General features: G+C 36.6%; 26 protein-coding genes and 1 other annotated feature. Of the genes, 16 read left to right on the forward strand and 10 right to left on the reverse strand.

Annotated elements, in window-relative coordinates:
• Nucleotides 1-40: 40 nt before the first annotated feature.
• The gene (locus tag AAA915_RS03640; RefSeq protein ID WP_338199953.1) at nucleotides 41-400 is read left to right on the forward strand and encodes a DUF488 domain-containing protein; all 360 of its coding nucleotides are present in this window, start codon (nucleotides 41-43) and stop codon (nucleotides 398-400) included.
• On the opposite strand, the gene AAA915_RS03645 is transcribed toward AAA915_RS03640, so the two are convergent.
• The 3 genes from AAA915_RS03645 to asnA all read right to left on the reverse strand — a co-directional run bounded on the left by AAA915_RS03645 (nucleotide 395) and on the right by asnA (nucleotide 3,132).
• Nucleotides 395-1,174, reverse strand: a complete 780-nt coding sequence (locus tag AAA915_RS03645; RefSeq protein ID WP_338199955.1) for a TerC family protein — start codon at nucleotides 1,172-1,174, stop codon at nucleotides 395-397. The two genes, AAA915_RS03640 and AAA915_RS03645, sit on opposite strands and share 6 nt — an antisense overlap.
• Before the next feature lie 117 nt (nucleotides 1,175-1,291).
• On the reverse strand, nucleotides 1,292-1,996 hold the full coding sequence (locus AAA915_RS03650) for an NAD-dependent protein deacylase (protein WP_338199957.1): 705 nt from the start codon (nucleotides 1,994-1,996) through the stop codon (nucleotides 1,292-1,294).
• Between the two features lie 122 nt (nucleotides 1,997-2,118).
• Nucleotides 2,119-3,132, reverse strand: coding sequence for an aspartate--ammonia ligase (gene asnA / locus AAA915_RS03655; RefSeq protein WP_338199959.1), 1,014 nt, complete (start codon nucleotides 3,130-3,132; stop codon nucleotides 2,119-2,121).
• A 59-nt stretch (nucleotides 3,133-3,191) separates the two neighbouring features.
• Nucleotides 3,192-3,430 (reverse strand) — a binding site (T-box leader).
• A gap of 122 nt (nucleotides 3,431-3,552) precedes the next feature.
• Here asnA and AAA915_RS03660 point away from each other — a divergent pair.
• A complete protein-coding gene (locus AAA915_RS03660; protein WP_338199961.1) occupies nucleotides 3,553-4,029 on the forward strand; it encodes a hypothetical protein in 477 nt (158 codons plus the stop codon).
• 27 nt (nucleotides 4,030-4,056) lie between these two features.
• On the opposite strand, the gene AAA915_RS03665 is transcribed toward AAA915_RS03660, so the two are convergent.
• Nucleotides 4,057-4,359, reverse strand: coding sequence for a nucleoside triphosphate pyrophosphohydrolase (locus AAA915_RS03665; RefSeq protein WP_338199963.1), 303 nt, complete (start codon nucleotides 4,357-4,359; stop codon nucleotides 4,057-4,059).
• A gap of 136 nt (nucleotides 4,360-4,495) precedes the next feature.
• Here AAA915_RS03665 and AAA915_RS03670 point away from each other — a divergent pair, with 136 nt between their 5' ends.
• Nucleotides 4,496-5,137 (forward strand): nitroreductase family protein, encoded by a 642-nt coding sequence (locus AAA915_RS03670; RefSeq protein WP_338199965.1) that lies wholly within the window; start codon nucleotides 4,496-4,498, stop codon nucleotides 5,135-5,137.
• A gap of 51 nt (nucleotides 5,138-5,188) precedes the next feature.
• Here AAA915_RS03670 and cls read toward each other — a convergent pair whose 3' ends face one another.
• Complete coding sequence (cls, locus tag AAA915_RS03675) at nucleotides 5,189-6,652, reverse strand: cardiolipin synthase (protein ID WP_420915108.1); 1,464 nt, start codon at nucleotides 6,650-6,652, stop codon at nucleotides 5,189-5,191.
• 17 nt (nucleotides 6,653-6,669) lie between these two features.
• Complete coding sequence (locus tag AAA915_RS03680; RefSeq protein ID WP_294602426.1) at nucleotides 6,670-7,602, reverse strand: alpha/beta hydrolase; 933 nt, start codon at nucleotides 7,600-7,602, stop codon at nucleotides 6,670-6,672.
• A 69-nt stretch (nucleotides 7,603-7,671) separates the two neighbouring features.
• On the opposite strand from AAA915_RS03680, the gene AAA915_RS03685 reads away from it, so the two are divergent.
• The gene (locus AAA915_RS03685; RefSeq protein WP_338199971.1) at nucleotides 7,672-8,475 is read left to right on the forward strand and encodes a ribonuclease H family protein; all 804 of its coding nucleotides are present in this window, start codon (nucleotides 7,672-7,674) and stop codon (nucleotides 8,473-8,475) included.
• Nucleotides 8,476-8,479: 4 nt separating this feature from the next.
• Here the strand turns inward: AAA915_RS03685 and AAA915_RS03690 are convergent, their stop codons facing one another.
• The 3 genes from AAA915_RS03690 to AAA915_RS03700 form a co-directional block, all read right to left on the reverse strand.
• A complete protein-coding gene (locus tag AAA915_RS03690) occupies nucleotides 8,480-9,445 on the reverse strand; it encodes a DUF1002 domain-containing protein (protein WP_420915104.1) in 966 nt (321 codons plus the stop codon).
• Nucleotides 9,446-9,637: 192 nt separating this feature from the next.
• Entirely contained in the window at nucleotides 9,638-10,801 is a 1,164-nt protein-coding gene (locus tag AAA915_RS03695; protein WP_338199973.1) for an RNA-guided endonuclease InsQ/TnpB family protein, read from the reverse strand.
• Nucleotides 10,788-11,414, reverse strand: coding sequence for an IS607 family transposase (locus AAA915_RS03700; RefSeq protein WP_174794789.1), 627 nt, complete (start codon nucleotides 11,412-11,414; stop codon nucleotides 10,788-10,790). The genes AAA915_RS03695 and AAA915_RS03700 overlap by 14 nt, the downstream gene beginning before the upstream one ends.
• A 228-nt stretch (nucleotides 11,415-11,642) precedes the next feature.
• Here AAA915_RS03700 and AAA915_RS03705 point away from each other — a divergent pair, with 228 nt between their 5' ends.
• The 6 genes from AAA915_RS03705 to AAA915_RS03730 all read left to right on the forward strand — a co-directional run bounded on the left by AAA915_RS03705 (nucleotide 11,643) and on the right by AAA915_RS03730 (nucleotide 16,464).
• The gene (locus AAA915_RS03705; protein WP_338199975.1) at nucleotides 11,643-12,488 is read left to right on the forward strand and encodes a glycosyltransferase family A protein; all 846 of its coding nucleotides are present in this window, start codon (nucleotides 11,643-11,645) and stop codon (nucleotides 12,486-12,488) included.
• Nucleotides 12,485-13,141: an alpha/beta fold hydrolase gene (locus tag AAA915_RS03710; RefSeq protein WP_174794791.1), complete on the forward strand. Its 657-nt coding sequence runs from the start codon at nucleotides 12,485-12,487 to the stop codon at nucleotides 13,139-13,141. The genes AAA915_RS03705 and AAA915_RS03710 overlap by 4 nt, the downstream gene beginning before the upstream one ends.
• A 154-nt stretch (nucleotides 13,142-13,295) precedes the next feature.
• Nucleotides 13,296-14,276 carry a ribose-phosphate diphosphokinase gene (locus tag AAA915_RS03715; protein ID WP_174794792.1) on the forward strand — a complete coding sequence of 327 codons (981 nt, stop codon included), beginning with the start codon at nucleotides 13,296-13,298 and terminating at the stop codon, nucleotides 14,274-14,276.
• Nucleotides 14,277-14,417: 141 nt separating this feature from the next.
• Nucleotides 14,418-15,101 carry a TetR/AcrR family transcriptional regulator gene (locus AAA915_RS03720; protein WP_174794793.1) on the forward strand — a complete coding sequence of 228 codons (684 nt, stop codon included), beginning with the start codon at nucleotides 14,418-14,420 and terminating at the stop codon, nucleotides 15,099-15,101.
• Between the two features lie 11 nt (nucleotides 15,102-15,112).
• Nucleotides 15,113-15,943 carry a hypothetical protein gene (locus AAA915_RS03725; protein WP_338199979.1) on the forward strand — a complete coding sequence of 277 codons (831 nt, stop codon included), beginning with the start codon at nucleotides 15,113-15,115 and terminating at the stop codon, nucleotides 15,941-15,943.
• 47 nt (nucleotides 15,944-15,990) lie between these two features.
• Complete coding sequence (locus AAA915_RS03730) at nucleotides 15,991-16,464, forward strand: nucleoside 2-deoxyribosyltransferase (protein ID WP_174794795.1); 474 nt, start codon at nucleotides 15,991-15,993, stop codon at nucleotides 16,462-16,464.
• Between the two features lie 60 nt (nucleotides 16,465-16,524).
• Here the strand turns inward: AAA915_RS03730 and AAA915_RS03735 are convergent, their stop codons facing one another.
• Nucleotides 16,525-17,529, reverse strand: a complete 1,005-nt coding sequence (locus tag AAA915_RS03735) for a CAP domain-containing protein (RefSeq protein ID WP_338199981.1) — start codon at nucleotides 17,527-17,529, stop codon at nucleotides 16,525-16,527.
• A gap of 124 nt (nucleotides 17,530-17,653) precedes the next feature.
• Between AAA915_RS03735 and AAA915_RS03740 the strand changes: the two genes are divergently transcribed.
• The 6 genes from AAA915_RS03740 (at nucleotide 17,654) to AAA915_RS03765 (ending at nucleotide 23,555) form a co-directional block, all read left to right on the forward strand.
• Nucleotides 17,654-18,676, forward strand: coding sequence for a helveticin J family class III bacteriocin (locus AAA915_RS03740; RefSeq protein ID WP_338199983.1), 1,023 nt, complete (start codon nucleotides 17,654-17,656; stop codon nucleotides 18,674-18,676).
• Between the two features lie 168 nt (nucleotides 18,677-18,844).
• Nucleotides 18,845-19,930 (forward strand): D-alanine--D-alanine ligase family protein, encoded by a 1,086-nt coding sequence (locus AAA915_RS03745; protein WP_338199985.1) that lies wholly within the window; start codon nucleotides 18,845-18,847, stop codon nucleotides 19,928-19,930.
• Nucleotides 19,931-19,955: 25 nt separating this feature from the next.
• Nucleotides 19,956-20,732: a transcriptional regulator gene (locus tag AAA915_RS03750; protein WP_338199987.1), complete on the forward strand. Its 777-nt coding sequence runs from the start codon at nucleotides 19,956-19,958 to the stop codon at nucleotides 20,730-20,732.
• A 125-nt stretch (nucleotides 20,733-20,857) separates the two neighbouring features.
• Nucleotides 20,858-21,982, forward strand: coding sequence for a YibE/F family protein (locus tag AAA915_RS03755; protein WP_420915105.1), 1,125 nt, complete (start codon nucleotides 20,858-20,860; stop codon nucleotides 21,980-21,982).
• The gene (locus AAA915_RS03760; protein ID WP_338199991.1) at nucleotides 21,979-22,740 is read left to right on the forward strand and encodes a YibE/F family protein; all 762 of its coding nucleotides are present in this window, start codon (nucleotides 21,979-21,981) and stop codon (nucleotides 22,738-22,740) included. Before AAA915_RS03755 ends, AAA915_RS03760 begins: the two co-directional genes overlap by 4 nt.
• Nucleotides 22,737-23,555: an alpha/beta hydrolase gene (locus tag AAA915_RS03765; RefSeq protein WP_338199993.1), complete on the forward strand. Its 819-nt coding sequence runs from the start codon at nucleotides 22,737-22,739 to the stop codon at nucleotides 23,553-23,555. The genes AAA915_RS03760 and AAA915_RS03765 overlap by 4 nt, the downstream gene beginning before the upstream one ends.
• Nucleotides 23,556-23,662 lie beyond the last annotated feature (107 nt).

Consider the following 23,662-nt stretch of genomic DNA (forward strand, 5'->3'; position numbering starts at 1 on the left):
TCTTTCCGTGTAGTAAACTTAAATTAAAAGGAGATATATAATGACAAAAATAAAATTAGTGCGCATTTACGAACATGAACAACCGCTCGGATACCGCATTTTAGTTGACCGTTTGTGGCCTAGAGGCAAAAGTAAAAAAGATGCAAATTTAGATGAATGGGCAAAGGAAATTGGTCCCAGCACGGAATTGCGTAAATGGTTCAATCATGATGATACTAAATATTCTGAGTTTCGGCAAAAGTACATGAATGAATTGGATCACAATCCTGTAACTGCTGCCTTTATTGCCAAAGTTAAAGATAAGCTGGTTGAACAAGATGTTCTTTTTCTTTATGGTGCAAAGAATAAAAAGCACAACCAGGCAGTTGTGCTCAAAGAATACGTTGATCAAAAACTATAATTTGCGTTTACTCTTTTTAACACGTAAAAAGTGAAAAGCAATAGTTAAAATTAGAATACTGAACACGATTAATGCAAAGGTCGTATTAGGTAATTCGTAATTCAGTGGTGGCAATGACAGCAATAGTTTAAAAGCAATGATGCCGATTAAAATATAAGCCATTGGCTGCAATTCAGGAATAATGTCCATTAACTTGATTATTATTTCGGCTACGCCGCGCATGCATAAGATACCAATCATGCCGCCAATTAATACTACTACTGGATTGCTGGAAACGGCTAAGGCTGCTAAAACGGAATCAATTGAAAAAACGATATCCATTGCTTCAATTGAAATAACAGTCCGCCAGAAAAGTGACAAAAAATGTTTGCCCTTTTTTGGCGTATGTTTAGTGATCTTTTCTGATTCTGCTTTTTCTTTAAAAGCAGCCTTTTGCGGCTGCCTTTGATTGTAGAAAAACTTAAAGGACAGATAGAAAAGATAGAGACTACCAGCTAATTTAATCTCCCAAAAATTGATTAAGTAAGTACCAATGCCAATCACGATAAAGCGAAAAATATATGCGCCCCAAAGGCCATAGAACAAAGATTTTTCCTGTTGCTTTTTATTAGGCAGAACCTTAGTTTGTGCTGCTAAAACAACCGCATTATCAACGGAAAGTAAACACTCCATTAAAATCAGGGTTAAAATGATGAGCCAATCTTTACCACTGGTTAATACGTGAATCCAGTTGCTTCCACTAAAAAAGGGAGCATACATTTTAAAAATTGCCATTTAAAGGCTCTTTTCTCTTTCAGAATAAATTTAATTACTATGTTGAATTTTAACAAGTAATAAATAAGTACTCGGGCGATAAACAAATTTGAATAGCTTAAAGGGCCCTTAAAAAATTTAAAGCTGCTTAAAAACATCTAGAGCATCTGCAATGATGGCAGAAATGCCTTCTGCAGGAATAGCTGTTTTATTAATTGCCCAAACTTTGGCACCGGCTTGTCTATATGACAATAATTGGGCAAAAGGATAGACCACAAAGCTGGTACCTGAAATAATTACTAAGTCAGAGTTTTGCATTGCGTTGACTGATTTTGCCAAGCTGTCGCCATTAATTGCTTCACCGTATAAAACGATTCCTGGTCTGATAATACCACCACAATTATCATGACGGTAAGATTTGGCATATTCATCGTATTCAACCGTTTTGTGACATTTAGTGCAATATATATTATAAAGACAACCGTGAAATTCAGTGACGTGTTTATTGCCTGCTTTGTTGTCCAAGCCATCAACATTTTGGGTGATTAAATCTCCTTTTTCATTGCAGATAGCGGCAATTTTCTGGTGGATTTCATTAGGCTTAGCTTCAGGAAAGTACATATTATCCATTACGAACTTGTAGAAAAATTCAGGTCGCTGATAAAGTGTTTCTTCACTCAGAATTGTTTCCGGACTTTCAGATACACCATCATAAATACCGTTTTTGGAGCGATAATCAGGAATACCGGAATGAGTTGATACCCCAGCACCTGTCAGAAAAGTAATATGGTGTGCCTGATCAATATCATTTTTTAACTCAGTTATCTTATTAGAATCAATCATAAATTTGCCTTTCTTAAAACTAGATTTTCTACTGTTAGTTTACTACAAGATTTTGCCTGTGAGATAGGGTTATTGCAATAAAAGCCATGCTATCAGTTTCTGACAGCATGGCATTTTATTTATTAAAGAATTTGAATGTCGTGTTCCCTGCACTTAGTAACCATATCTTGAGGCCAGACGCTTGCTTGAACTTCGCCAATATGGGCTTTACCGAGCAAAAGCATGCATAAACGAGATTGTCCAATCCCACCTCCAATGGTGTAAGGCAGTTCTCCATCAAGCAGCATGCGGTGAAATTCCAATTTTTCACGGTCCAGACAATCAGCTTTCTTTAATTGTTCATGGAGACTTTCTGGACTAACGCGAATGCCCATTGAGGAAATCTCAATTTTTTGTTTCAAGGGCTCATACCAGAAAATCAGGTCACCGTTTAATTTCCAGTCATCATAATCTGGTGCTCGACCATCATGAGGTTTACCACTTCTTTTGAGCTTGTCGCCGATTTTCATAATAAAGACGGCTTTTTCTTTTGCAGTTATCTTGTTTTCCCGTTCTTCAGGACTAATATCCGGCCAGCGGTCTTCTAGTTCTTGCGTGGTGATAAAGTAAAGCTTCTCAGGTAGGTGGTAAGTAGAAGCAGGATAACGGGAAGCGCAACCAGCTTCAATTTCTTTAATTGCTGTAAAAATTTTAGTAACGGTGATTTTCAGAGTTTCCTCTGTTCTCTCTTCTTTGGCAATGATTTTTTCCCAATCCCACTGATCCACGTAGAGCGAATGGAAGTTGTCTAAATCTTCATCACGGCGAATAGCATTCATGTTAGTAAAAAGTCCTTCATGCATGTTAAAGCCATATTTTTTCAGTGCCATTCTTTTCCATTTAGCAAGTGAATGAACGACTTCAAGTGTATCATCTGCAGGCAGATCCTTGGCATCAAAGGCTACTGGACGTTCGACCCCATTCAGGTTATCGTTAATTCCAGTATGTTTTTCAACAAAAAGCGGGGCAGACATTCTTTGCAAATTTAATTTTTTAGCTAGAACCCTTTGGAATTCTTCTCGAATAAAGACGATAGCTGCTTCTGTATCACGAATTGTAAGAGTTGGGTGATAACCTTCGGGTAAAATTAAAGTCATTGTTTTGACCTCCTATAAGTTAAGGAAAAGAAAAAGCCCTTTATCCCATTTTTAATAAAAACAAGGACGAAAGGCTTTTTCCGCGGTACCACCTTAATTGCCCCAAAGGGCCAACTCATGAAGCACTAACATGCTTCACCAGCGTGGTAACGTACTGGAGACGACACAACCTACTTTTACTTGAATTTCAGCGTGTTGCTAAAAGTGTTTTTCAATAACTCAGGGTCTAACGGTTTTCCACTGCCACCGATTCACTTAAAGAGGTAAGTTATTTACTTGTCTTTTTCATTGCATTTAATTTGATAATAATTCAATCATAATTTTAATAAAAATGCAAGTAAAATATCATTAATGTTGATTAACCGCTCTAAAGACCGTGAGTCTGTTATAATAGATGAAAATACAATTGAGGAGAGTCATATGATAGTTTTTTATTTAATTCTGGATGCCTTACTTTTAGGCTACACCTGTTATAGCTGGTACTGGCAGGCAAATATTGATTTAAAGGGACATTATCGCTCCTCTTCAATTATTTGGGCTGTAATTTTTATCTGGATCGGTTTTACCTGGCAGTTAATTGAAAAGGGAGATCCAGGTTTAAGTATATTTTTAGCGATTTTCTTAATGATAGGTATTATTGACGGCTTTACAGGTCTTGCACCAAAAAGGGCCGTAGTTTCAGGTTACTTTCGCCGAACTATTTCATATTCGGAAATTGCTATGGTAACTTTAATTAAAGTACCTAATCCGAAGAAAAAGCAGGTAATTTGTATTTTGACAACACAAAAGAACAGACAATATTACCTGCGCTTTTCCTATGGTATCGCGCAAATTGTTGAGGCGCTCAAAAATCACATTCATCATGATATTCATATTGAAATTCAGGATATTTTTTAAGTCACGCAAAAGCGTGTCTTTTTTTAATTATTTTTCTTCCCAGTTCATTTCCAAATATTTAGTAAAACCGCCCTTAAGAGCGCGTTTTTTATTAACCTGATTTAAAAAAGTTTCTTGGTCAACGTTTTTATATTTGAGGTAAGCTAAGATAACTTCGTAAACGTCACCTAGCTCTTCAATTAAATTAGTTTCGGTTTTAGCGGCAAGAACTTCGTTAGTTTCTTCAATTAATTTTTGCTTTAATGCTGGTTCAATTTCTGCTGGAGCAAGTTTGCGATAAGTAGCATAATGAGCAAATTCTGGAATTTTATCTCTGACTAATTTTTTCATTTTAATGGACCTTTCTTAGCTGTAATAATTTATATATTATTATACTGCTAAGAGTTATAAATAATATGTGAAAGCGGTAACACAATGTAGTAAAATTAACAAGTAGAGATATATTTAATAAAGAAAGTGTGACGAAATGCGTAATAACGATTTTAATGATGTGGTTCAAAATCGTCATTCTGTGCGTCATTTTGATAAGAGTGTCAAGATTCCGCGTTCAGAATTTAAAGAAATGTTTGAAGAAACAATTACAGTTCCTTCTGGCTGCAACCTGCAAGGCTGGCATTTTGAAGTAGCAGATACCCCGGAAACTATTGCTAAAGTTAAGAAATACATGCTGAGGTTTAACGACCCCCAGATGGACAGCTGTGCTGCGGTTGTGCAAGTTTTTGCCGATGTTTATGCTTATAAGAAGTATCGTGAAAATTGGACCAAGGAATATGAGACAGGCAACATCACTAAGGAAAAATTAGACGAAGTCTTAAGAACCTTTTTGCCATCTTATGAAAATGGCACATATTATTCTTGTGCAATTGATTCCATTAGGTCTTGCTCACTTGCCGCTATGCAATTTATGCTTGTTGCTCGCAATCATGGATACGACACTAACCCAATTGCTGGTTATGACGAGTCTAAAATTGCCAGAACCTTTAATTTAGAGCCCAAACGCTACTTACCAGTAATGGCAATAGTAATTGGCAAGAGTAACGAAACCGAAGAAACTATGGCTAAAACAACTCGCTACCCAGCTGAAAGTGTTTATCATTTTGCAGAATAATTAATAATAGCGCATTTTAAAAGCCTTCCACAACGGAAGGCTTTTTGTTAATTATAAAATAGGTGAAAGCATCCGTGAGAAACTTTGCAGAATCTTAAGCCAGCGACTTTGTTTGGCTATGTCTTCGGGTGTTAATAATGATGAATCTTTCATATCATCTTCAAAAGACTGCGCAACCTCACTGGTGAAATTTTTATCATAAAAAACGGCAACATCTTCAAAGTTAAGATCATAAGAGCGGTAATCTTGGTTCATAGATCCTACTGTTGAAAAAGTATCGTCAACTACAATCGTTTTGGCATGGATAAACCCCTTGTTATAAATGTAAATCTTGATACCGTAACGGGATAGTTCGTTAGCGTACCACTGCGTTGCGCGGTAAATGAAGGGGTGATCTGGTTTGCAAGGAATCATAATTCTGAGATCTATTCCTGAGCGCGCAATGGTTTGTAAAGTAGCAAACATCGCGTCGTCTGGAATTAGGTAGGGCGTTTGAATCCAAACCCTTTTTTTAGCTAGCGACATGAGCCGCATAATCCCATTGCGCATATTAGCATTATAACTGTCAGGCCCGTCTGAAACTATTTGAGTTGCCACGTCACCACGATGAATGTCGTTTTCATCCAAATTCGGGAACAAAATAGTGTTAAATGTGATTACTTGGTTTTCCTTTTGAATGGAAGCATTCCAATCCATGACAAAGCGCTCTTGCAAAAGTAGAGAGGCTGAACCGACAATTCTAACCTGACTGTCACGCCAATAACCAAATTTTTTCTTGCGACTGAGATATTGGTCACCAATATTAAAGCCGCCGGTCCAAGAAGTTTTCCCGTCAACCACAACAATTTTGCGGTGCAAGTGGTAGTTAATCCGGTACCGCGTAATCATATTGCGCGAGGTAATAAAAGGCAGCACAACCCCGCCTGCTTTTCTTAATTGGTCAAACCAGGCTTTAGTTGCTCCCATTGAACCCCAGGCATCATATAGTAAGCGTACAGATACGCCTTCTTGTGCCTTTTGAATAAGCAAGTCGAGAAAATCATTGCCTATTTCATCATTATAAAAGGTGTAAAATTCAACATTTACAGACTGTTTAGCTTTTTTGATATCCCGCATCATGTCGTGAAACATGACTTCACCATCGGTATAAAGTTTAACATGGTTATTTTTACTTAATGGTGACTCACCATCGTGATCAAAAAAGTGGATAACCATCTTAGCCTTATTTGAGGTATCAGATGTACTAATTTTTTTAGGTGCAGCAGTAATAGATTTTTGGACATTTCGCAGCCCAATATGATGTTGCTTGTTAATAGCGAAAATATTTTCCTGCGAAATTCCCCGACCGAAAAAGCCGTAAATAATCATCCCTAAAACTGGAAAAACCAGCAAGATAATCAGCCACGCCCAGGTTGTTGAGACAGACCGTCTTCTGTGAAAGACGATGTAAAAGGCTAATATAGTATTAGTAATAATGATGATGCGTCCTATGTCACGGAGCAGAATCACACTTATTTCCTCCAAAAATCAAATTACTTTTTAAGACCAATAAATTTATCAATAATGTCGATAACAAAGGGATTATCATGCATCCAGCTGTGTTCTGCGTACTTTTTACCTCGAATCTCAACTTCATGATAAGATTTGGCATAAGGTGCTAAAATGTAGCGGATGCTTTTAGCAGAAGTCACGGAAATAAATTTATCGCTGTTGGTGTTGTCTAAAACATTGCCATAAATGTTTAGCACTGAAATATTGGGATTAAATCGTTTGCGTCTGAGTAAAAGATACAAGTAGTGCAAGTTAACTACAGCTGGACGTCCCTTTTGATTGAAAGCATTAACGTTGGGAATATCTCCTAAGTATACTACTCCGTCAAAAGGACCTGCGATAAAAGCACATTTGACCAAATGAGGGAACTGCTTTTTACGGGATTTGCGCATTTCTGTGCGCACGATGCAGGGACAGGCAAGAGAGTGTGCGATTGCCGAATAGTGAGAAAAATGGTACCTTTGAGCTAAGAATGGTAATGTAAAACGCAAATAGTAATCAATTGCATAAACGCCAACGAGTCGCTGGCGAAAAACAACTTGTACAATGGGATTTCGATCACCTGTCCAGGTACCTTCCAACTTGAAATTACCCAGTAAGTCAGTAGTTACTTTGAGATACTTCGAAGTTCCTTTATCTATCAAAGCTTGCTGAATCATTACCTTGGTAGTATAGTCACCGCCACGAAAGCCATGAAAATAAATTATCGGTACTTGTTCAAAGTTGCCTTTTTTTGGTTCAATGGTGGCATCATCTTCAATTCTTTTTTTGTGTAAACGCAAAAAAATACGAGTTGGTGCAAAAGTTGCCAAAGCAGCGAGAAAAAGCATACTGAGTCTGCTAGGTTCTTGTGCAAGATCACGCTTGTGGTTTTTTTCCACTTCTTCCTTGTATTTTTTAGTATTGAAGAACATAATACCACCTTAAAAATAGAACTACATCTATTTTAGCATTGACTAGACAAATTAGTGAAAGGGGAACATATGAAATTTTATGCAGTAAAAAAGGGCCGCAAGCCAGGCGTTTATCGCACTTGGGATGAAGCCCGAAAACAGGTTGATGGCTATTCTGGAGCTGAGTTTAAATCTTTTAGCAAAATAACGGATGCTACAGAATATTTGGATTGGGATCACGAAACGGTTCAACGGGTCTTTCAAAAAGACGAGGATTCATTAAAAGAGGCAATTGCCAAGATTCAAAGAGAAAGCCGTAAAATCAAGGATAATCCTTCTACTCCAGCAACTTCTTCTAAAAAGAATAGAGCATTAAACGGAACGACTAAAGCAAATCCGTCCAGCTTTTTTGCCACAATCTATACAGATGGCGGCACTCGTAATACCGGCAATTTTAAAGGTGGCCATGTGCGTGCAACGGATAAAGCTGCATGGGCCTATCTAATTGAATGGCAAGAAGATGGCCAACAAAAGTCTGCTTATGATTCAAACGGTGAGTTTGGAGCGACTAACAATAAAATGGAATTAACTGCATTAATTGAAGCTCTCAAAAAATTGCTTGAGTTGAACTTTAACCACCAGCCGCTACTGTTTGTACTCGATTCTCAATATGTTCTAAATCCGATTACCAAAGGCTGGCTTAAGGGTTGGAAAAAGCGTGGCTGGACCAAAAGCTCTAAGGGCCCAATTGCAAATCTTGAATGCTGGCAGGAACTGGATCAGCTCTTGGCTGAATTTTCTCAGACTAAATTTGAATGGACTAAAGGCCATGCCAATAATCGCGGTAACGAATTTGTTGACCATACATTAAATAAGTTTATGGACCAAATGTAATTAGTTAAAATGTAGTGACTATTAAACCGCCAAATAAGTGACTGAAAAATGACGTAATATTGTGCCAAATTTGTTCAAACCAATTGCGGTTTTCTGGGGTATTTATTTTATCGAAAATGTCTTTTGCATTCTTTTTAATATTTTTTGATAAAGCATCAGCCTGGTCTCTAAATTTATGATTTTTTAAAGCACCAGAATCACGCACTTCAATTAAGATGTTGATTATTTGCTGTTTCTGATTATTGTTAATGACGTCGCCAAGATGATTGATGTTAATTTGATTGTTAACAATGTCATGAATTTGACTGTTTGAAATATTATTACCAATTTTACCCATTTCCTGCTTTGCACCTGCAACAGCGTTGTTCAGTTGTGCATCGCTATAGCCGTCTTTATCTTTATTTTCTTTAGTAATTTTACTGAGTGTGTTTATTTCATCTTGGGCTGCATTAACCTGGCTCTGATTTAAGTTTTCTCCGGTTTTGCTGTAAGCTGCGTAGACACCGGCTAAAGCGCCGGAACCATCAATAGGAACGGCACTAGTAACGTAAATGTTGGCATCAGAGATACCGGCAGTTAAAGCAGCGTTTTTATATTGATCAGATGTGATTGTGGTAATATTGTTGCGCCCCTGATAGTCAAGAATATGAACGTTAATACCGTTACCAGAGGCGGTCTTTTCAATCATTGCACTGGACCAAACACCAGAATTAGTAGTAAAATTGGCGCCTGATGGGTTAAGGTATTTGACTAAATCGGCACCTGTGATGGTAATAGTTTGATAGCTAGCGCCCTTTAAAGGTTCGCTGAGTGTTTTTAACGTGCCGGTTTTTTGCGTTTCAGTCAAAGACGTTCCCAGGCAAACTACGGGCAAATCATCTGCTTTAACTGTTTGCTTAACAGTGACACATAAAATAGTACTAAAAAATAACATTGTAATAATAGCTAAAATAGTTTTTGCTTTTTTCATATGTAATTAGCTGATATATAAAACATAGAAGAAAGCAGAATTTCTTGTTTTTTCTACTTTCCGAAAGAAAATATTTTTCCTTTCTTTATTTTACTTACTGTCGTCTTCATTAGTTTTCTGATATCTCTCTTGAGGTGATCACATTGACTAACTCTTACAGCTTGAGGACATATCCTGCCCCATTATTACTTTTTACTTGGCTAGTGCTAATAAATTACGCACCGCATTTTCATCACGATCGGCTTTATAGCCACACTGATAACAAATATACTCATTGTGCTTAGTATGGTGCTTAACATTGCCTGCTAGCGTGATCTTTTCTGGACCAGTTTTAATGTAACCACAGTTAGCACAACGTTGTGTGGATGGGTATAAGCGGCTTGCTAAAACCAATTCTTTACCATACCACTTGCACTTATAAACTAATTCCTGCCGAAACTTTCCAAACATTGAACGATGTAAACCTTTAGATGCTATTCCCATTTTCATTGCTTTAACATCTAAATCTTCAATGACAATTTGATCGTAATCAGTTACTAACTTAGTCGTGAACTTTTGCAGTAAATCAGTTTGAATATTATTAACTTTACGATAATCACGTTGCAGTTTGTTTTTCACTGCTTGGTAATTACAACTTTTAAGAGCTGTTTTTAAACCATTTACTGTTCGCTTACGTGCCAGTTGACGTTGATAATGTTTGATACGCTCATATAGTTTAACTAGTTTCCTAGGTAAAACTTGTAAGTTACCGCCTGTCCAATTAAAATGACCAACATTTACATCAACTGCAGTTTTTTGACCAGTTTTTGCCTTTACCTTAGGCTCAAATTGATAAGTTAAAGCTGCTGTATAATGTCCGCTCTCTTTTAAGATACTAACGGTTAACAATTTCGTCATTTGTGGCTTTTCTGCTAGTTTAATATCAAACCAGTCTTCTTTAACCACTCCTCGAGGACGGTCTAAACGTAATTTGCCATTAATAATCTTAGCTCGATCTGTTTTAAAGCCTTGACGGGCCGCCTTTTTGCTTTTGAATTGTGGTTTGCCCCAATCAGGTTGAGCTTTGTCAAAAAAATTCTGCCATGCCTGTGCCAAATCTTTAATTGCTAATTGCAAGCAACGAGCTGATAATTTATCTTGCCAATCTTCTTTGTTAGCGACTAATTCATTACGTACTCGATATTGGTTGGGCTTAGGGTTATCTATTGGATTAATGATATTAGCTTCATACATATCATTCCAAGTAGCTAAGCCCTGATTCCAACAATAACGACGATAGTCGCACAAGGCTACAAGCTGCTTAGTCATTATCTGATTAGGACATAATCTGACTAATTGAGTTTTAGTTACTATCATCAGTATCTTCCTCAACTAAGCTTTTATCAGCTTCCAAATGCTTCTTATACTTACGTAATCCGTATAAGCGACAAGAGAAAGCTTGAATGATACTTACTAAGTCATCAACCAATTCTTGATCAGGAGAGGTCTTTTTACGATTTAAAACAATTATTTTAGTACCATGCCGTTTACAAAAACCAGCAAACCAATCATAACCAAAACGAATAAAACGATCTTGATAGGTAATATAAATTTCACTTACTTTACCTGCTTCGACTTCTTCAAGTAGCTTATTCCAAGCTTTACGCTTGTAATTTAATCCGCTGCCAATATCAGTTATTGCTTCATCCATAATAATGCCCTTGGCATTTAAAAAGGTTTGAATAAAATCAATTTGATTTTGCAAATCTTTCTTTTGCCCATAAGTTGAAACTCGAGCATAAGCGATAATTTTACCTTTCTGCTTACTACCGGATTTATGCAAAATTTGTTCGACTTGTTCTTCAGTGTAATAGCGACGATTAGTTGGTGTGCGGTGTGCAACTAATGTTTTATTACTATCCCACTTTTGTAAAGTACGGACAGTAACACCAAGCAATTTAGCCATTTCACCAATCTTATAGCTAGCCATATAACAATCCTTTCTATGTTTTGTTCTTTCTTAAGATTATTATATAGCAATTGCCTATTTTTAACTATAATATTCTATAAAATTATAAGCAGTTATTTCCCTCCTTTTAACTGTCCTTAATTATACTAAATGATAAACGCAAAAGTTTAAATTATAGTTATGTACTACTTACTTTACGTTATTTTTAATATTTAAGATGGTATAATAACAAAAGTAAAGGAGGAAGCTATGACTGAGCAACCTGAATTAACTGTCATCATGCCAGTTTACAATGTTGAAAGATACTTGACTCGAGCACTTGATCATTTGGCACAGCAAGATGATCCGAATTTTAAGTTGTTAATTGTCAATGATGGTTCAACGGATAATACTAGAAAAATAGCTGAGAGCTATCGCGCACGATTCCGTTACTTTAAAATAATAAATAAGCATAATGGTGGCCTTTCTGATGCGCGTAATGTTGGTATTGCGAATGTTGATACACCATATTTTACTTTTCATGATGGTGATGACTGGGTAGATTCCGGTTATACAGCTTTTTTTGTAAATGCCTTTCATGATCATCCCGATGCTGCAATGGTTTCCTGTGGCTTTTGGCTTGATTACGAAAATAAGCCGGGCTCAGTTCCTGTAACTAAAAAAGTTGTACGGGGAATGAAAGGTAAGGCTAGAACGTACCAGTTAATCAGTAATCCATTTGGCTCTTTATGTGATAACCATTGCTTGGCTACTCCTGTTAAAGGCTATACTTGGAACAAAGGCTACAAATTATCGGTTATACGCCAGAATCATCTTAGTTTCAAGAAAAACTTGGCTTTTATGGAGGATCAAATATTTAATGTCCAATACTTGGCTTTAACAGAGGGCTTTTATTGTGATAGCAAGCCTTTATATCATTACTGGCAACGCAAAGACAGCATGGTTCATCACTTTAATTCAAAAATGATTCCTGATAATTTTAAAGCGAATTACATAATTGCTAAAATTATCATCCGTAGCTTGTGGCATGAACATAAGAAGGAAAATGGTTCTAATCAGAAGTTGATTGAGGCTAGTGAGAGAGACCAAAGATGAGAGAAAAAGTAAATGGTAATGAACTTTATTACAGTAAATTAGGTAAGGGCGCGCCACTTCTTCTATTACACGGACACCATTTAGATGGGGGCATGTTTGACCAGATAGTGGCTCCTTTGTCTCTTTATTACACGGTTTATGTGTTGGATATGAGGGGTCATGGTCTGAGTCAGGGAGAAGCAGCAGAACACTACCAGACTGAAGTTGAAGACCTTGCGGCTTTTATTAAGCAGGTTCATATCAGAGGCTGCTATTGCTTTGGCTTTGATGCAGGTGGCTTGGTGGCAATGATGCTGGCAAGTCAAGACCAAGATATCTTTAAAAAGCTGATGATAGCAGGTGTTTTTGTTAACGGTAATGGCATCAGGCCTTACCACTATCTGACTGAAGGTTTTCTGCGCTTCTTACGCATGAACCGAGACAGTAAAGTAGAATTATCAGAGAGCTTTATGTCGGTTGACAGCTTAAAGGCAATTAAAATACCTACCTATTGTGTAGTGGGTGAAAAAGACTGGGTTAAAGTAGAGCATGTCCGCTGGTATAGTCAAATTATTCCTCAAGGACAGCTTTTGGTCATGCCCAGACAAAAACATGAAAGTTACGCCGTAAAGAGTTTCAAATTACTAAACTTAATGGAAGACTTTTTCCAATAGGTCGTTAAATTTTTAGAATTAAGAGTAAATTCGCATAGTAGAAGCCGAAAGTATCTTCGGCTTTTTGTTTGAATTATTACTTTTCTAGGCACTAAGGACTTTTTTGGTTATAATAGACTTGCAAAGATTGTATTTTTTAAAAAACGAGGTAGCTATGAACAAGGAAGAACTTCTTCAGTTAATGCACCCAATGAAGCTAATTGGGCTGGGCGGAAATCCCGCTTTAAATGAAAAAATTGCGCAAATATTGAAAAAGCCATTAATCGAAACTGCTGTGCAGCATTTTAGCGATGGCGAAATTCAAGTTAATATTGGCGAAAGTGTCAGGGGGTGTGATGTTTTTGTCATTCAGTCAATTCAAGATCCTGTAAATGAAAACTTTATGGAATTAGAAATTGTTTTAGATGCCTTGCATCGTGCTTCAGCGCATAGGGTTAATGTAGTAGTACCATATCTGGCTTATTCACGCTCAGATACCAAAACTCGTTCACGGGAACCAATTACTGCTAAACTCATAGCTAATTTATTACAAATTACTGGTATGGATCATTTAATCGCACTTGATTTGCACGCTTCACAAATTCAAGGCTTTTATAATGTTCCAGTTGATCATTTGCACGCTATGCCATTATTAGCGCAATATTTTATTGATAATGGCATCGCTTCTAAAGACGAAGACGACATTGTCGTTGTTTCACCGGATCATTCTGGTGCTAAACTTGCTCGTAACTTTGGCCAGTGCTTTGATGCTCCCATCGCAATTGTAGACCAGCGCCGTGCCCGTTATGACGCTGATGTACATGATATGATCGGTGATGTTAAAGACAAGAAGTGTATTATTGTAGATGACTTAATTGATACAGGATCGCGTATTTCCTCTTCAACCAAGTCAGTTTTAGCAGCAGGCGCTAAAAAGGTATATGTTGCTGCCACACACGCACTGCTCTCACAAAACGCGCTTGAAGTTCTAAATGAATTACCAATTGAACAAATTGTAGTGACTGACACAATTAAGCATAGCCATTATCCGGACAGAATGGTCCGTATTTCTGTTGATTTGCTTTTGGCGCGAGGAATTAATTATGTATATAATGATCGCTCAATGCATTTGTTAAGTGAAAGTGATTTAAAGTAAAGACATATTAAATGGCTTACTGCTAACATTTTTCTCTTTAGTATGAATTATAAGCATATAATATACCGGTGCCTTTTTTGTTTATTTATTCTATATCATTGGTATAATTAAGGCAAAATGTATAGGAGCTGAAAAAACATTATGGCACGACGTAAAAATTATAAAAGAAGACGTACAATTTTAAGTAATACATTTCACTTAATTAGAGAAAATGGAATGGATAGTGTTTCATTTCAAATGATTGCAGAAAAGTCGGGGATTTCCAAATCCTTACTGCAATCATATTATCCCCATAAATCAAACTTGATTACTGATGTAGTGCGCAATATTCTCAATACATTAGATAAGCAGGTGCAAAAATTTGGTGTTAGCAAGGAAGACGAAGTTTGTGCTCGCACTAAAGCCTTTATTTATGCAATTGAAATGCTGGGGATCAAAGATGAAGGTCTTAAGCGCATTATTACAGAGGTGTTTAAAAGTAACGAGTCGTTAGATTTTTGGAGTAATACCATTAATGATTGGTTAAAAGAAAAACAGCTGTTTAATCATGTGGACTTTGATCCGAAAGAAGTACGGCTGGGGATTGCTTTTGCCGTGACAGGCATCAGTCGTCTATATTATGACAATAAAGATTATGACGTTTCTCCTGAAGAAATAGCAGATTATGGTACAAAATCATTTATGTATAGTTTCTTACATTGCTCAGAATCTACTATTGATAAGGCGCTTAAAGAAGGTCATGAAATTATCGAATCTACCGATATTAAGACCATACATCATGCAATAGATACAATGTTTGATGAAGACAAGGAGATTGTCTGTTAGAAAGGAAAAATATGGCAAATGGCGCGCGAGATGGTTTGCACAGAATAAATAAAGAGCAGAACGAGGATTATAAAAAAGTTCTGTCCTTTATTATCTTTCTGATTGTGTCGCTAACCATGATTACCGCTACTTTCCTAAATCCCTTTTTCATGAAAGGGCAAATTAGAAACAATAGCAATGAGGCTGTAGTTGTCAGGCAGATCAACAAGCACTTTGATACTTTAGCAGAAATAATTGGTGCTAATAAAAATGGCAACGCTAATTTGTTGACTACTAAGCAAACACAGCCAATTGCTGACCATATTATTGACTATACGTTGGGTATACCATGGTTTAAATTCAGTAATATGAAATTAGCCAAGCAAATTTTGCATGACATTGATTTAAATGTTGATCAAGGCGTATCTAGTGATGCCCAGTTAGTACAAGAAAAACTAAAAGAGCAGGAAAACAATGCCCCATATGACGTAATAGATGCTTTTAATCTGAATACGGTTACACTTGGGGGCAACGTGGCTTTTATTTTATTAATCATTAACGTAATTATACTGATAATGGCTATTATTAGTTTGCGGTCATTAATAAGTGATATGAAGTTATTTTTAAATTCAAAAATGCTGACCCACGAAGTTACCGCGTCTGGTATGTGGGCAGGGTTTTGGTTAATATTAATTGCGAGCGTATTGGCAGTTATTCCCGTAATTTTTAACGTTGAAAGTTTAGCTGTATTAGGTTATGTATTGGAAATTAGCAGCAGTATTTTCCTAGATTTTGTCATTGTAGGTGTCATTCTTTATATCCTAAGCGCAATTCCGTGGGAAATTAGCTCGCCAAACAATTAGAGTGATTGGCTTAAAGCAACTAATTACTTTTACCAAAGGAAGTTCAAATGAAAATTTATTTTGCAAATGCCTTGTTTTCACAAGCAGAAATTAATTATAACGCGCAATTAGCGGCAAAAATTCGGCAAATAGATGATGCCATTGATTTATATTTACCTCAAGAAAACGCGTCAATTAATGATAAACAAGCGTATGCTGATTCTAAAATGATCGCCCAGGCAGATACCGCAAAATTACTCAATAGTGATTTGATGGTTGCGGTTCTTGATGGACTTAGCATTGATAATGGTGTTGCCAGTGAAATAGGTGTGGCTTATGCAAAAGAGATTCCCATAATTGGCTTATACACTGATACACGCCAGCAGGGCGCTACTAATCAAAAAAAGCTACACGCTCTAACTCAGATTGCTGAAAATCAATTTCATTATGTTAACTTGTATACTACTGGTTTGATTAAGCTTAATGGAACCATAGTTAATAATGAAAAAGATTTGTTGACTGCTGTTGCACGCTACCTTTAAAGTTTTACTCAGTTCAAAAATATCTAAAACCTCGAAAAAAACAGCTTTTCGAGGCTTTTATTATTGAATTGATTCAGAAGGATTTTTAAGTTGAAACAGCTTAAAGGTATAACTGGTCAAACCTGAGATTTTTACTTCATATTCATGACCAACAACCAGCGGGATTGATCCAGGATAATAAGTGATAATAGTTTCAAAATTGCCATAGCCACTCTTACTGTAATTATGGACATTTTTAGCCTGATAAGTTTGGGCAGTATCCTTATCAGTAATGGTAATTATTGGATTGCCTTTAAAGCTTTGATCTGAAAGATAGACAGACCAGGCAATATTTTGACCTTGCAAAAGTTCAATTGGAAAAACTTCGCTGCTAGGATAAGTTACCATTTCTTGGCTGGGAATACGAAAAACATCATCAGGATTAAAAACTTTTTGAACAGAATAGCGGTAGCCATTTTTACCATACGCAGCGCCTGCTCCAGTTGATGTTAGGCGTGTTGATAATAGCCATGCTCGGTGACCGGTGTCAGCGCCTGTTAAATTATATTGGTCGGTTAGCAGATCAGTAATAACATCACCAGCTGATTGATCACTAGTATTGAAATTAAGGTTAGCTTTGCTCGAAATGTTGCGAGCTAGCTGCCAAACGTTTTTATTAATTACTTTTGGGCGCTTTTCAAAAGGCAGGCTATGTTGGTTAATCCTAGGGTTAGCATTAAGTGCGGCCAGTACAGCTGCAGTTTTTTGCGCAGCAATATTATCCTGAAAATTTTCTTTAATAGGAGTCAAGCCAAATAGCTGTCTATAATAGTTGGTGTAGGCTAATTGACTATTGAGGTAAGCAGGAACGAGTGTGCCTTGTTTAAATCTGTTTTTAAACTGGGGTTTGCTCAGATAAAGATTATTAAAATTAAAAGTGGTATTATCAAGCTGAGCATATTCCTGTTGTAAATGGGTTACCTTATTTATTTCGTCAGGAGTGAATTCTGCCGCATAAACTTTGGTGTTACTAAATGGAAAAATGAAAAGTAAGCACAAGAGGGCAGTATAAATTTTCTTTATCATTTAAAGAGCTCTCCTTTCTTTAGTATAAATTATAAGACAAAATTAAATTAACTATTATTAAGATTGAAATAAATAGTGATGTTTAATAATTTGTTGCACAAGGCTTTTATGAGGACAAAGTATTTTGATTAATAATGCAAATATGCAGCTGGCAAAAAATATCAGTATCAGCTTAAGCAGTAACTTAGATGATTGGGATGGGATAACCGGCCCGGTAGATAAGGATTTGCGGCAAGTAGTAGTACAGAAAACTACTATTAATAATGGCTATGCCTATGTTTTGCAACATGTAGCCGGAGATACTTTTGTTTATCGTAGTCAGAATAACAGTAATGTTCTTTTTAATAAGGAATTACCAGTTTTACATTTAGCTGGAACGGCTGCAGGTCATACACAAACTTTGGAGTATGCAGGAAGAAATGGGCAGTGGTTTATTGGCATCAAGCCAAATGATTTGAATTCAGGTTGGTCCAGCTGGTCTAAACAAATTGCACGTATTGCAATGCCACATTATTTTAAAATTACTTCGAATACCAAAATGCGACCGCGATTATCCAATTTAAATTACGCAGGAGCTGATTTTGGTGTCAGTTGTAGTGGAGATCAATTTGCGCGTGTAGAAGTTACTGTATCACCAGATTTACGTTACTTTTTAATAGCCTATGGGGATAATGACTTTACCGGCTATTTTGCACTCTACTATTTAAACGATATTAATAATGCTCTTGATGAAGCAACAACGTTAACCAAACATGTTGATATCAGAATGGTAAATTGTATTGCTGCATTTAAAATACCACATTTATCTGGTCGCATGGGATTGGTAGGCTCATTGCAGGGGTTTGCCATTGACAATAATCGGAATATCTATATTTCCAGTCAGTTTGCGGACGACAGATTAGGCCAAAATCGCAAAATTGTTAAAATTCCTTGGAATACAGTCAGTCCGTCACAGTGGGAACTAATTGATTTGTCTCATAAAAGTGAATTAGAGATAGCCGGTTATTATACTGAGCTAGAAGGCCTACAACTGGTTGCTAGTAATGATATCTATTTGACTGTAGCCTACCACCAGTCTTTTGATCCGGTTAATCCTGGCAAGCATCCCACAAAAATAAATAAGCTTTATGAAATAACCTGGGAATAAAAAGGTATTTTTTTAATATAGTATAAATTTTTTGTTTATGATTTTGCCTTATACAAGGCTTTTTGCTTATAATAAAAATAATCCTAAAAAATTGTCTAAATTACAATTCTTCGGGTTTTTCTTGCCGTATAATAAAAAGTTAAGAAATAATGCTAAGAGGTAAAAATAATGACTAAGAAAACACAAGTTGGTTTAATTTTTGGTGGAAATTCATCTGAATATGAAGTCTCAATCATGTCAGGCCACAATATTTATAATGCGATTGACCAAAATAAGTTTGATGTTCACCCAATTTGGATAACCAATGATGGCTATTTAGCAAGCGAAGAGGATTCATTTAAAGTTTTAAAAGATCCTAAATACACTATTGAGAATCCACATGAAGTGGCCAATATTTCAAACTTAATTCAACTGCAAAATTTACCGGAAATTGATGTTTTCTTTCCAATTGTGCATGGTAATTTAGGTGAAGACGGTTGTCTGCAAGGGCTATTCAGAATCTTGAATAAACCTTTTGTTGGTGATGACGTGTTAGCTTCTGCTGTAACCATGGACAAGGAATTTACCAAAATTTTAGCACAGCGTGTTGGCGTTCCTGTTGCTGACTGGATTGCGATTAAACGCTTTGAATATGAAGACGCTGCTAATGCCAAACGCGATTATGATAAAGTCAGTGAGAAACTAGGCTCTGACTTATTTGTTAAGCCGTCAAACCAAGGCTCTTCAGTTGGCGTTCATCATGTTACCAATAAAGAAGAATTTGATAATGCCTTGGCTGACGCTTTTAGATATGATGACAAGGTCTTAATTGAAGAAACCATTCATGGTACAGAAGTTGAAACTGCTGTTTTAGGTAATGACAAGCCAATTGTTTCAGGCGTAGGCCAAATTATCAATGCAGCTGGAACTTTTTACAGCTATGAAAATAAGTATGATGCTGATTCCACTACTACCTTGCAAATTCCGGCAAAATTACCTCAAGAAATTGTAGATAAAGTTAGAGCAAATGCTTTAAAAGTATATCAAGTTACAGAATGCAGTGGCCTGGCTCGAGTTGATTCGACATTACGTGCTAGTGATAATAAAGTTATTTTGACAGAAGTTAATGCGCTCCCCGGTTTTACTAATATTAGTATGTATCCTAAGCTGTTTGAAGAAGCAGGTATTTCGTATTCTGAACTGATTACCCGCTTAATTGGAAAAGCGCAGGAGCGTTTTGACCATAAGAAAAAGTTGTTACATAAAATTGGTTAATTAATTGTGCTAGGGAGTATATCTGATGAATGAAGATAAGCATAATTTTGAAGAATTAACCGCACCTTCGGCAACGGCTAAACACTTGCACATTAGTGTTGCTACATTACGTAAATATTCTTTAATTGTGGAAAAAGTTACTGGTAAGACTGATTATTATGCCAGAACAAAGCAAAATGCGCGTTTATATAGCAAGCAGGATGTGCAGGATTTGGAAGACTTTCACAAATTGGCGCAGGATAACGGTTTAACCTTACAGGAAGCTGCTCAACAGGTTTTTGCGGTTACTGCTAAAAAAGATAAGCCTGAAAAAACTGAAGATGACAAAAAGCAGGAAGTAATGTCTACTTCTCAGATGGTGAAATTACTGAATGCTTTACAGCAAACAATTGGCCAGCAGAATACAGCACTGAGTAATCTGCAAAAGCAATTGGATCATATCGAAAAGCAGAATAAACAGTTATTGGAAAAGCAAAAAGAGTTGGAAAAGCCTGCTCCTAAAACTACTAGTCCAGAAGATGATTTTAGTGTTTTGCCTGATATTTCAGGAATCGTAACCAATGATGATGACATAACAGATGTAGACAAAATGCCTGATACTAAACCATTAACTGCGGCTGAAAAACGAGCTCAGGTTGCACAAGACGAAGAAAAGTCAAGCGAACAAATGCATGAGGAAATTTTGGCTAAAGCTAAAGAAAATGCCGAGAAAGGTGCTAGTACCAATACTCACCGAACATTAGCAGACATGCAGGTTGAGCAAGAAAAGACTCATTGGTGGCAACGATTCTTAGATATGTAGGTCTTAAAAAAACGACTTTTAAGTAAAAGCCGTTTTTTATAATATTTAAATTTTGCAAACTTAGCTTAAAATTTATGTTTAATGGCTGCTTTTAAGTTACAGTAGGTAAGTATAAATCGATTGGAATGATTTGGTTGAAAAAAATTAAAAAGCGCTACTTATTTGCGGTATTAATTGCAGCTATAGGTTTGATTCTAACAGCTTGTACCTATTTTGCGACAGATATTTATTCTAAAAATGATGTGGCTGTAATTACCGATACTAAGATTAAGGATTCTTTAGAAGAAAAAAGTACGGATGTTTATGGTAATAAAGATGAAACCAGAAAGCAGGTTCTTCATTTAAAAGTCTTGTCAGGTAAGTTTAAGGGTCAAACCTATAAAACTACTAATATGTATTACCCCTCGCAATTAGTTACGCAGAAATTTCGTGCGGGACAGAGAGTGCTGGTCAATGTTAAACATGGTGAACCGGTTATTCAAGATCCTAAACGCGACTGGGTTTTGGTTTTAGCGTTGACAGTAACGTCAACACTAATGGTCGCAGTTGCCGGTAAAAAGTCGTTTAACTTAATTGCATCAATGATACTCAGCTGGGCGATTTTCTACCTGGTGATCATGCTGGATATCAAACTTAACGGTTCTTATATTGTCTTGCTGTTTGGTTTGGCTGATATTGTTTTTTCATTCTTTAGTTTATTGGTTGTTCAAGGCTTTAATCGTAAAATGCTGGCAACGTGGTTGGCGACAATTCTAGGTACTTTTGTTTCTTTTGCATTGTGTTACTTGATTATGCGCCTGACCGGTGAATCGGAGATCAAATACGAAACGGGAGATTACGCCACCCAAGATCCTCGCGGCATCTTTTTAGCACAAACCTTGCTGGGCATTTTAGGGGCTGTAATGGATGAAGCTACTGATATTATTTCCAGTCTTTATGAATTAATTCAGACTAAAGCTGATTTAACTGCCAAGCAATTAATTAAAAGTGGACGTACTATGGGTCAGGAAATCATGGGACCTCTGATTAACGTCTTGGTATTAATCTTTATGTCTGAAGAATTGCCGCTGACAATTATCTATTTGCGAGATAATAACACTTTGCGTTCTACTTTTGGTTTTACCCTTTCACTTGGCGTCACACAGAGTATTATCTCAGCGATTGGTATTGTTTTAACAGTTGTCTTTGCCACTGGCTGCAGCTTGCTGTTTTTAGAAGAGAAAAAGCGGAAAGCGGGGATTGAAGAATGAGTACATTAACTGCCTTACTGATCGTGCTAGCAATCTTAATGACGATTGTAGGTGGAGAAACTGGAATTCGCAGTTTCTTTAGTGTTTTAATCAACACTTTACTATTAATCTTAGTAGCTATTTTGATTTCTTGGGGTATCAGTATCCCTCTTCTGATTTTGATTTTCGTTCCTTTAAAGCTGGTAACTATTATTTTCTTAGGCACGCATGATTATCAGGTTGCTAAAAATTCATTTTATTCTTCTCTAGTTGTTTGTTTAGCAGCCAGCTTAATCATTCTGGGTTTTGAATGGTTAGCGCAAGCTGCCGGACTTGGACCAGAAGCTGGTGAAATTTTGGTTGGCTTATCGCAAATGCCGGGTTTAAGTTATCCCTTAATTGCAGTAGCAGTTGCTATCTTTTCCACACTTGGCGCAGTGGCTGAAGCAGCTGTATCAATGAGTTCAGGTTTATTGGAAATCAAAAAGCATAATCCAGAAATTTCGTATGAAGATCTGAAAGCTAGTGGAGCCAAAATTGGTAATGACGTCTTGGGAACAGCAATGAATACTATTTTATTTGGAATGTTTGGCAGCTTCCTTTCATTATTTTTATGGTACATTCGTCTGAATTACACTTTAGGCGAAGTACTAAATGAAAAAATGTTTGTTAATGAAGCTTTGATTATAATGTACTCTTTAATTGGTGTATTATTAACTGTACCATTAGCAACAACCTTTTTAGCAAAAAACATGGTAAAAGTGGGGGAGAAAAAATGAAAGTAAATGATTTAACATTAACTAATTTTAACCAGCGCAAGTTCACCTTGCACACATACACTTTGGGGTCAATTGGCGAGCTGGTAACACCAAAACACCCCCTGGCAATTGTAGTTCCCGGAGGCAGCTTCGATCATTTGTCCCAAAGAGAAAGTGAACCTGTAGCGCTGGCTTTCAATAACTGTGGCTTTAACAGCGTGGTCATGGAATATAACTTGGTTCAGGATGAAGGCGATATTTACCCAGATGCAGGTCTGGACGTTTTGACTACTGTTAAGTACTTTCGCAAACATGCACAGGAATATCAGATTGATCCAAATAAAATAGTCACAATTGGTTTTTCCGCTGGTGGTCACGTAACCAGTTTTGCCAACAGCATGGCTAATTCTTCGAAGTATCAGAAAGAGTTTGGGTTTAAGAGTGAAGAAGTTCTGCCTAATAAAACTATTTTAGGTTATCCTTTAATTAACCTGACCAAAATTGGTTTTGAAATCCCAGAAGATGAGCAGGATAAAGTTCCGCAAGATGAATTTATCAAGGATAGTTCTTTGGGCGTAACCACTAATACGCCAGCAACCTTTATTTTCCATGCCTGGGATGACCCAGTGGTTCTTGTTACTAACACGTTTGAGTATGCAGAAGCTTTACATGATAACAAAGTTCCATGTGAAGTTCATATTTTCAATCGTGGTGGTCACGGCTTTTCCTTGGCAAGAAAAGATATGGTAGTTAAAGGCAGAGAATGGCAAGAAAATCCGCACGCTGCTCATTGGTTTGAACTGGCGCAGGAATGGTTAACAAGTGAATGGCAATAAAAGGGGAGTACAGATTCTGTACTTCTTTTTGTTCGGTTTTAGAAGTTTTAATTATAAAATTATAATAATACTCATATTAGAAATAAAAAATTTAAATTATTTTAAGC

Source organism: Lactobacillus rizhaonensis (assembly GCF_036246345.1).
GTDB lineage: Bacteria > Bacillota > Bacilli > Lactobacillales > Lactobacillaceae > Lactobacillus > Lactobacillus rizhaonensis.

Coding starts and splice junctions, on each gene's coding strand:
- AAA915_RS03640 (WP_338199953.1), top strand. CDS start 41: ATGACAAAAATAAAATTAGTGCGCATTTACGAACATGAACAACCGCTC.
- AAA915_RS03645 (WP_338199955.1), bottom strand. CDS start 1,174: ATGGCAATTTTTAAAATGTATGCTCCCTTTTTTAGTGGAAGCAACTGG.
- AAA915_RS03650 (WP_338199957.1), bottom strand. CDS start 1,996: ATGATTGATTCTAATAAGATAACTGAGTTAAAAAATGATATTGATCAG.
- asnA (WP_338199959.1), bottom strand. CDS start 3,132: ATGACTTTAATTTTACCCGAAGGTTATCACCCAACTCTTACAATTCGT.
- AAA915_RS03660 (WP_338199961.1), top strand. CDS start 3,553: ATGATAGTTTTTTATTTAATTCTGGATGCCTTACTTTTAGGCTACACC.
- AAA915_RS03665 (WP_338199963.1), bottom strand. CDS start 4,359: ATGAAAAAATTAGTCAGAGATAAAATTCCAGAATTTGCTCATTATGCT.
- AAA915_RS03670 (WP_338199965.1), top strand. CDS start 4,496: ATGCGTAATAACGATTTTAATGATGTGGTTCAAAATCGTCATTCTGTG.
- AAA915_RS03680 (WP_294602426.1), bottom strand. CDS start 7,602: ATGTTCTTCAATACTAAAAAATACAAGGAAGAAGTGGAAAAAAACCAC.
- AAA915_RS03685 (WP_338199971.1), top strand. CDS start 7,672: ATGAAATTTTATGCAGTAAAAAAGGGCCGCAAGCCAGGCGTTTATCGC.
- AAA915_RS03690 (WP_420915104.1), bottom strand. CDS start 9,445: ATGAAAAAAGCAAAAACTATTTTAGCTATTATTACAATGTTATTTTTT.
- AAA915_RS03695 (WP_338199973.1), bottom strand. CDS start 10,801: ATGATAGTAACTAAAACTCAATTAGTCAGATTATGTCCTAATCAGATA.
- AAA915_RS03700 (WP_174794789.1), bottom strand. CDS start 11,414: ATGGCTAGCTATAAGATTGGTGAAATGGCTAAATTGCTTGGTGTTACT.
- AAA915_RS03705 (WP_338199975.1), top strand. CDS start 11,643: ATGACTGAGCAACCTGAATTAACTGTCATCATGCCAGTTTACAATGTT.
- AAA915_RS03710 (WP_174794791.1), top strand. CDS start 12,485: ATGAGAGAAAAAGTAAATGGTAATGAACTTTATTACAGTAAATTAGGT.
- AAA915_RS03715 (WP_174794792.1), top strand. CDS start 13,296: ATGAACAAGGAAGAACTTCTTCAGTTAATGCACCCAATGAAGCTAATT.
- AAA915_RS03720 (WP_174794793.1), top strand. CDS start 14,418: ATGGCACGACGTAAAAATTATAAAAGAAGACGTACAATTTTAAGTAAT.
- AAA915_RS03725 (WP_338199979.1), top strand. CDS start 15,113: ATGGCAAATGGCGCGCGAGATGGTTTGCACAGAATAAATAAAGAGCAG.
- AAA915_RS03730 (WP_174794795.1), top strand. CDS start 15,991: ATGAAAATTTATTTTGCAAATGCCTTGTTTTCACAAGCAGAAATTAAT.
- AAA915_RS03735 (WP_338199981.1), bottom strand. CDS start 17,529: ATGATAAAGAAAATTTATACTGCCCTCTTGTGCTTACTTTTCATTTTT.
- AAA915_RS03745 (WP_338199985.1), top strand. CDS start 18,845: ATGACTAAGAAAACACAAGTTGGTTTAATTTTTGGTGGAAATTCATCT.
- AAA915_RS03750 (WP_338199987.1), top strand. CDS start 19,956: ATGAATGAAGATAAGCATAATTTTGAAGAATTAACCGCACCTTCGGCA.
- AAA915_RS03755 (WP_420915105.1), top strand. CDS start 20,858: ATGATTTGGTTGAAAAAAATTAAAAAGCGCTACTTATTTGCGGTATTA.
- AAA915_RS03760 (WP_338199991.1), top strand. CDS start 21,979: ATGAGTACATTAACTGCCTTACTGATCGTGCTAGCAATCTTAATGACG.
- AAA915_RS03765 (WP_338199993.1), top strand. CDS start 22,737: ATGAAAGTAAATGATTTAACATTAACTAATTTTAACCAGCGCAAGTTC.